The sequence below is a fragment of the Moorena sp. SIO2C4 genome, assembly GCF_010672485.1.
Lineage (GTDB): Bacteria > Cyanobacteriota > Cyanobacteriia > Cyanobacteriales > Coleofasciculaceae > Moorena > Moorena producens.
The window spans coordinates 1-6,291 of sequence record NZ_JAAHGN010000406.1 but is presented as its reverse complement, the minus strand read 5'-3'; the positions used below and the strand labels follow the sequence as shown (position 1 = coordinate 6,291).

General features: G+C 40.0%; 7 protein-coding genes. 4 read left to right on the top strand and 3 right to left on the bottom strand.

Annotation, left to right across the window (positions count from 1 at the left end; all coding sequences use genetic code 11):
- Positions 1-57 precede the first annotated feature (57 nt).
- From F6K20_RS20310 to F6K20_RS20300, 3 genes are all read right to left on the bottom strand, one after another.
- On the bottom strand, positions 58-954 hold the full coding sequence (locus F6K20_RS20310; protein WP_287295814.1) for a hypothetical protein: 897 nt from the start codon (positions 952-954) through the stop codon (positions 58-60).
- A 170-nt stretch (positions 955-1,124) separates the two neighbouring features.
- On the bottom strand, positions 1,125-1,475 hold the full coding sequence (locus F6K20_RS20305) for a hypothetical protein (protein ID WP_287249247.1): 351 nt from the start codon (positions 1,473-1,475) through the stop codon (positions 1,125-1,127).
- A 20-nt stretch (positions 1,476-1,495) separates the two neighbouring features.
- A complete protein-coding gene (locus F6K20_RS20300; RefSeq protein WP_287295813.1) occupies positions 1,496-4,930 on the bottom strand; it encodes a CHAT domain-containing protein in 3,435 nt (1,144 codons plus the stop codon).
- 53 nt (positions 4,931-4,983) lie between these two features.
- On the opposite strand from F6K20_RS20300, the gene F6K20_RS20295 reads away from it, so the two are divergent.
- The 4 genes from F6K20_RS20295 to F6K20_RS20280 all read left to right on the top strand — a co-directional run bounded on the left by F6K20_RS20295 (position 4,984) and on the right by F6K20_RS20280 (position 6,222).
- Complete coding sequence (locus F6K20_RS20295) at positions 4,984-5,133, top strand: hypothetical protein (protein WP_287295811.1); 150 nt, start codon at positions 4,984-4,986, stop codon at positions 5,131-5,133.
- Between the two features lie 87 nt (positions 5,134-5,220).
- Positions 5,221-5,448, top strand: coding sequence for a type II toxin-antitoxin system VapB family antitoxin (vapB, locus tag F6K20_RS20290; RefSeq protein WP_008180922.1), 228 nt, complete (start codon positions 5,221-5,223; stop codon positions 5,446-5,448).
- Positions 5,448-5,837 (top strand): type II toxin-antitoxin system VapC family toxin, encoded by a 390-nt coding sequence (locus F6K20_RS20285; protein WP_008180924.1) that lies wholly within the window; start codon positions 5,448-5,450, stop codon positions 5,835-5,837. Before vapB ends, F6K20_RS20285 begins: the two co-directional genes overlap by 1 nt.
- Before the next feature lie 184 nt (positions 5,838-6,021).
- A complete protein-coding gene (locus tag F6K20_RS20280; RefSeq protein WP_008180926.1) occupies positions 6,022-6,222 on the top strand; it encodes a hypothetical protein in 201 nt (66 codons plus the stop codon).
- Positions 6,223-6,291: the final 69 nt, after the last annotated feature.

Here is a 6,291-nt window from a genome sequence, read left to right as displayed (position 1 = left end):
TGAGTGTATTAATTTAGTACGAGAATTAATGAGACTTAATCGTAATAAATGGAAGTATTATTTACGAGGAATGAGAGCTAAATCGCTTGTCCTGTCTGCTTTATAACTATTTTCGTCGCCCCCCCAGTATCCTTGGTAAGCATCACTATACACTTCCCTGCTGATTTGATAAGCTTTAATTACTTTTTGGCGATCAAAAAATAAATCAATAAAGTATTGATAAAACCAGCAAAAATTTTCCTCCGCTCGGGCAGCATAGTTGCCATTGATATCTTCTCCTAAAAATAGCCAAACAAAAATTTTGCCATAGTCTTGAGATTGATCAGGAATGCCATATTCAAAAATCGGACTACCAAATAATTGACCTTCTTGATAAAGCGGTGGACAGTTATCCTGATCGTTTTCCCCAAGAAAATTCTGCACACACTGATCAGCTATCTCTTTCCATACATGGGAATCTTGCTGCTGCTTCTGGGGTAGCCAAGCAGTTAGTAACAGAATTTGTCCTAGGGAACTGTTAATGTTACTGGGAAGAAAGCACTGGTCTGGATTAAAATCCTTGAATACAGTCAGGTCTACGTCTTCAGTTTTCTGATTATTCTCAACTTCAGGAATCCGAATATTTAAACCAAGAGCATAACTATCATAGATCTGGAGTGGACAAGCTTGACCAGTAATTTTTATTCTTTTGCCATGATTGAGAGATAATTTACCCTCCAAAGGTAAGAGAATATTATCCTTGGTGGCTCCTTTTAGTAAAGCAATGCGGGAACCTTCTGCAACGTCTCTCAGGTCTAGCTTCTGTTGAATTTGGAATTTAGCACAAATCTGATCGTACTTGTGCCAAAGTAGTTTGCTGTCATAGTCGGTGTCTGCTTGGGAATCACTACTAGATAGATTCCTAAGATGGAAGGCAAAGAGATGAATATTAGGTGCGTAGATTTTATAAGTCATTGTTTGACATTTTTAGTAGCTATTCAGCTGTCAGCCGTCAGCCGTCAGCCGTCAGCCTTCAGATTATTTTATTCAATAGCTGTTCGCGTAGCGCATTAGCTGATAGCTGATAGCTGATAGCTGATAGCTGATAGCTGATAGCTGATAGCTGATAGCTGATAGCTCAATGCTTACCCTTGTTTTGATTGCTTACTCTTGTCTTGATTAGTTTTAGCTTTAATAATTTCTTGGTTGGTTTGTCGCAGTTCAAATAGGTTTTGAAGAATACTTGCTTCGGAATTAGGCGGAGGCTCGGGTGACTTCTTTAATTCCTGAGTAGTTTGAGCAAATTTGCGTATAGTTTCTGTAACTTTTGTATGGTTTTGGAACCAATTTTTGAGTAAATTAACTAATTCGCCTTCTGTTTGAGTGTCTAAAGCTGCTAAAACTTGGTCTAAGTCTTGCAAGTCTTCAAGTTCAAACTTTTCAGAGTGAGTTTTGAGTACTTGCGGAAAAACTTGGATAATTTTTTTAAATTTCATATTTTTTTTTGTTTACTTAACTAAATATATGATTCTCCAATGGCGCAGTAAGCCGCCCAATAATAAGGAGAATAAAAGGGTTTGTAGTCATTTTTAAATAACTCTATTTCTTCCTCCACTTCTTCCTTAAAGTTATTCTCCAAAGTCAACTGTTTAGTTAACTGTTCAGCCCAATTTCGCAAGTCCTGTACAGTGGCATCCCGCAGCCAGAGTTGGGCTTGATTCAGCGCAACTGCTAAGGACATCTGGTTTAGCAGATTCTGATAAAATTTAATCATCAACAACGCTGTAGAAACCTCCTCTACCTTCCATAGGCTACTAACTACTGCTGGACTTCCGGCAACTAAGAAACCACTGGGTAAACCAATGTATTCATCGCTGGTGTTATCAAAGTCGATTAATCCTGTTTCGCAAGCAGAAAGGGTGACAAGGCGACATTGTGCTAATTTCTGTTGTGATTTAAGGGCAAAGATGGCATCTAAGGTGAGGCATTTGTGTAAGTCAATTACTTCACCGTCATCCAAAACTAGATGTTGTTCTGGATTTAGTTCAGCCGGTGCAGAGTTGAGGTACGCATCTGCCAGGATTAAGGCGGATTTCTGAGGCTGGTTAAGATTAAAGTAACCGTGACAGCTAAAATGGACACAGTGGTAAGTGTTGAGAGGTTTGCTATCTATGGCAGCTTTGGTGGCAGCGTTTTCCACAAGAACCTCTGTATCCGCTGGATTGAAGTAGCTTTTAATCACTTCTACTCCGATGTTAGCGTAACTTAAGTCACCCGTGGGGTTTTGAACGGCAAACAGGTGGGTAAAGTCCGGGCGTTTTCTGGTTTGGACAAGTTGGAGTAATTGGCAACTGGGAGAATAACGAACTCCTTGGGAGAAACGATTAAATAGCAATTTACCTGGATTTTCAGGAAGGGGTAAGGCGTGCAAGGGGAATAGATGTAGATACTGATGGGGGATGAGGATCAGTTGATTGCAGTCTTTGGGTAATTGCTGGAGAATTTTGTTAAAATTCAGAATCTCTGCTAGCTTCTGGAGTCTTGAAGTTAGTGGATTCCTCCAGTCTTGTGGTTGGTCGTAATAATCATCCAGATAAGCAGTTGTCCAATCTATCAAGGCATATAATTGATCAGTAGAAGATGACAAAACTAGAGGCTGTTGGCTGTGGCGAGTAAAAATGAAAGTTAAAAAGCGATCAAAGCTAATATAAAACTCAACAATAGCAGTGTTTTTTTCTAGAGTTTTCCGGAATTGCTCAAAGTTAAAGCTAGAACCGATAGGTAAATATTGGTCTTGTAAATCATTGCGCTGCTGTCGCAACTCTTGGAGATGTTGTGCCAGGGCGGTTGGATTTTCAGCTTTGCCCTGTTGGATTTGATATTGACCTATGGCTATTTCATCCCTGTATTGTTCTAGTTGAGAGACAACATCTACGGAAAAGATGGTTTTCAGGTCACGGCGGAGAATCTCTTCAATTAAATTGCGGGTTTTGCTCCGTTCAACATATTCAATGGCTTCAGTGATATTAGTTAATTCTAGGCAAACTTCTACCATGCTCCTATAAAGTTTGTTCCATTCTTCTGCTTGCTTGCGTTTGCTTTCATGACCAGAAACGATTTCCTCCCGCAAAGATTCTACGGTGTCAATGGCAAATTTAAATTTGGTGTAAGCTAAAGTAAACTGGTTACTACCTTTGTAAGTCAGCCCTAGGTTGAATAAAGTTTCTGCATGGTTTTGGGGAAAAGCGTCAAAGGTTCTTACTGTAAGAGCCTTTTGGAAACAAGCGATCGCCTGTTCTACATTCTGTGCTTTCTGACCTATTATTCTGTCAGAGTAAGCAAGACCGAGATTGTTTTGAGTACCTGCCCAATCAATAGGAAAAGCTTTAGGGGTGCGTACTTCTAAAGCGGATTTGTAGCAAGCGATGGCATCTTCTAGATTTTGTGCCTTCTGACCTGTGATTCTGTTCTTATAAGCAAGACCGAGATTGTTTTGAGTCATTGCCCATTGTTCGGGAAAAGCTTCACGGGTGCGTACTTCTAAAGCGGATTTGTAGCAAGCGATCGCATCTTCTAGGTTTTGTGCTTTCTTTCCTTTGATTCTGTTAGAGTAAGCAAGACCGAGATTGTTTTGAGTCTGTGCCCATTCATAGGGAAAAGCTTCACGGGTGCGAACTTCTAAAGCGGATTGGTAGCAAGCGATGGCATCTTCTAGGTTTTGTGCTTTCTTTCCTTTGATTCTGTTAGAGTAAGCAAGACCGAGATTGTTTTGAGTGATTGCCCATTTTTCCGGAAATGCTTCACTGGTGCGAACTGCTAAGGCCAATTGGTAGCAAGCGATGGCATCTTCTAGGTTTTGTGCCTTCTCTCCTCTGATTCTGTCAGAGTAAGCAAGACCGAGATTGTTTTGAGTCTGTGCCCATTTTTCCGGAAATGCTTCACGAGTGCGAACTTCTAAAGCCAATTGGTAGCAAGCGATGGCCTCTTCTAGGTTTTCTGCCTTCTGACCTGTGATTCTCTCACAGTAAGCATTTCCGAGATTGGTTTGAGTCAATGCCCAATTTTCGGGAAAAGCTTCACGGGTGCGTACTTCTAAAGCGGATTTGTAGCAAGCGATCGCATCTTCTAGATTTTGTGCTTTCTTTCCTTTGATTCGGTTACAGTAAGCAATACCGAGATTGTTTTGAGTCATTGCCCAATCAATAGGAAAAGCTTCACGGGTGCTTACTTCTAAAGCGGATTTGTAGCAAGCGATCGCATCTTCTAGATTTTGTGCTTTCTGACCTCTGATTCGGTTACAGTAAGCAATACCGAGATTGTTTTGAGTCATTGCCCATTGTTGGGGAAAAGCTTCACGGGTGCGTACTTTTAAAGCCAATTGCAAGCAAGCGATGGCATTTTCTAGGTTTTGTGCCTTCTGACCTGTGATTCTTTTTAAGTAAGCACTACCGAGATTGTTTTGAGTCATTGCCCATTGTTTGGGAAAAGCTTCGCGGGTGTAGACTTCTAAAGCCGATTGGTAGCAAGGGATGGCAATTTCTAGGTTTTGTGCCTTCTGACCTGTGATTCTTTCTGAGTAAGCAATACCGAGATTGTTTTGAGTCATTGCCCATTGTTGGGGAAAAGCTTGACGGGTGAAAACAGTTAGTGCCACTTCATAGCCAGTGATGGCAATTTCGATGTTGCTGGCTTGGTCACCCAAGGGGAATTGCTGAATTACAGTGCTGAAGTTAACAATACCTGCTGCTAAGTATTTCGCTTCATCTGCTTCTGCTTCCGCCAGTTGAATTGTTGCCCAAACCCGCCATAATTCTGCTAACTTCTGATTAAGTTTGTCTGTATTTGCTGCCAGTAATCGGTAAATTACCTGCTTATTACCCCTACTGTTTGCGGTTGCTTGTAGTACCTGCTTTAGAAAGTCAAGTTGGGCATCAGATGTATTGTCAGGCATTGCCATCAACTGCTATACAATAGCTATTAAAATATTATACTATTTGAATTTAAATGGAGCATTTATATTTGAGTTGTGAACATAATCTCTTAGGTAAAGGCAAGAGGCAAGAGGCAAGGTCAGCTATCAGCTTAAGCGCTACGCGAACAGCTATCAGCTATCAGTTATCAGTTATCAGTTATCACCCAACGTTTGACTGCTGATAACTGACCACAATTCAACGAGAAATGCTATACTATTTTATATATTTAAATCAAATTTATTGGAAATAAAATAAACTAGTAAAACCCATGACTATTGACCAAGAAATTTTTCAAACAGTTGTGATAATGCCAGAATCCCTGAAACAAGAACTGCTGCATTATGCCAAGTATCTGATGGAAAACTACTCCCAAGATGTTTCCCCAGAGCAGCATTCTGTCAAGAAACGTCGTTCAGGTATCTTAAAAGGAACCTTTGTTCTACCATTGCCTGATGATTTTGATGAACCATTAGAAGATTTTAAGGAATATATGTAATGACTTTTTTTCTGTTAGACACCCATACCTTTATCTGGTTATCTGAAAATGACCAAAATTTGCCAAAGAGACTAAGAGATATGATTGATGTCGCAGATAGCGTTTATCTTAGTATTGCTAGTCTCTGGGAAATTGCGATTAAATTGAATCTTGGTAAGTTATCACTGCAACGAAGTTATCAAACCATTGAATCTGAACTTCAATCATCAGATATTAGTTTACTACCTATTGCATTTATCGACACTCTGCAAATTTCTAATCTCCCCCTACATCATCGTGATCCATTTGATAGAATGTTGATTGCTCAAGCCATGAATAGATCCCTGGTTTTGATTAGTCGGGATAATAAATTTGATGCTTATCCAATTCAAAGGTTATGGGCTAGTTAACTGACTGATAAGGCTGTAAGCATTCAGCCGTTTACCATTTTTAAGAGCATTTTAGCGATTATTATACAGATAATCGCTTTTTTTTTTACTCCTAAAAATCCCCAAAAAAAATTTTTTAAAACCCTTGACAATTAAAATTATAATCATTACAATAATCAATTTAAACAAGTTTAGTTTTTGACCTATGCCAGAAGAATTTACTCGGAACTTCAAGAAACAACCTGCTCAACAAACTCTCAAGGGTTCTCGTGAAGCAGTAATTTATAGCATGCAGATGCTTTATTCATTGGGCTATGCGGAGATTGCCGAGTGGACCCCTCTGGAGCCTACTGATGTTCCAGGCGAAGTGATCACAACCATGACCAAGTATTGGTTGTTGCCATAACACCTTGTCTTGATGCAGTCGCTCATGGGGGAAACCCCCAAGACCGCGCTGCATCGCTAAATTTCTGGA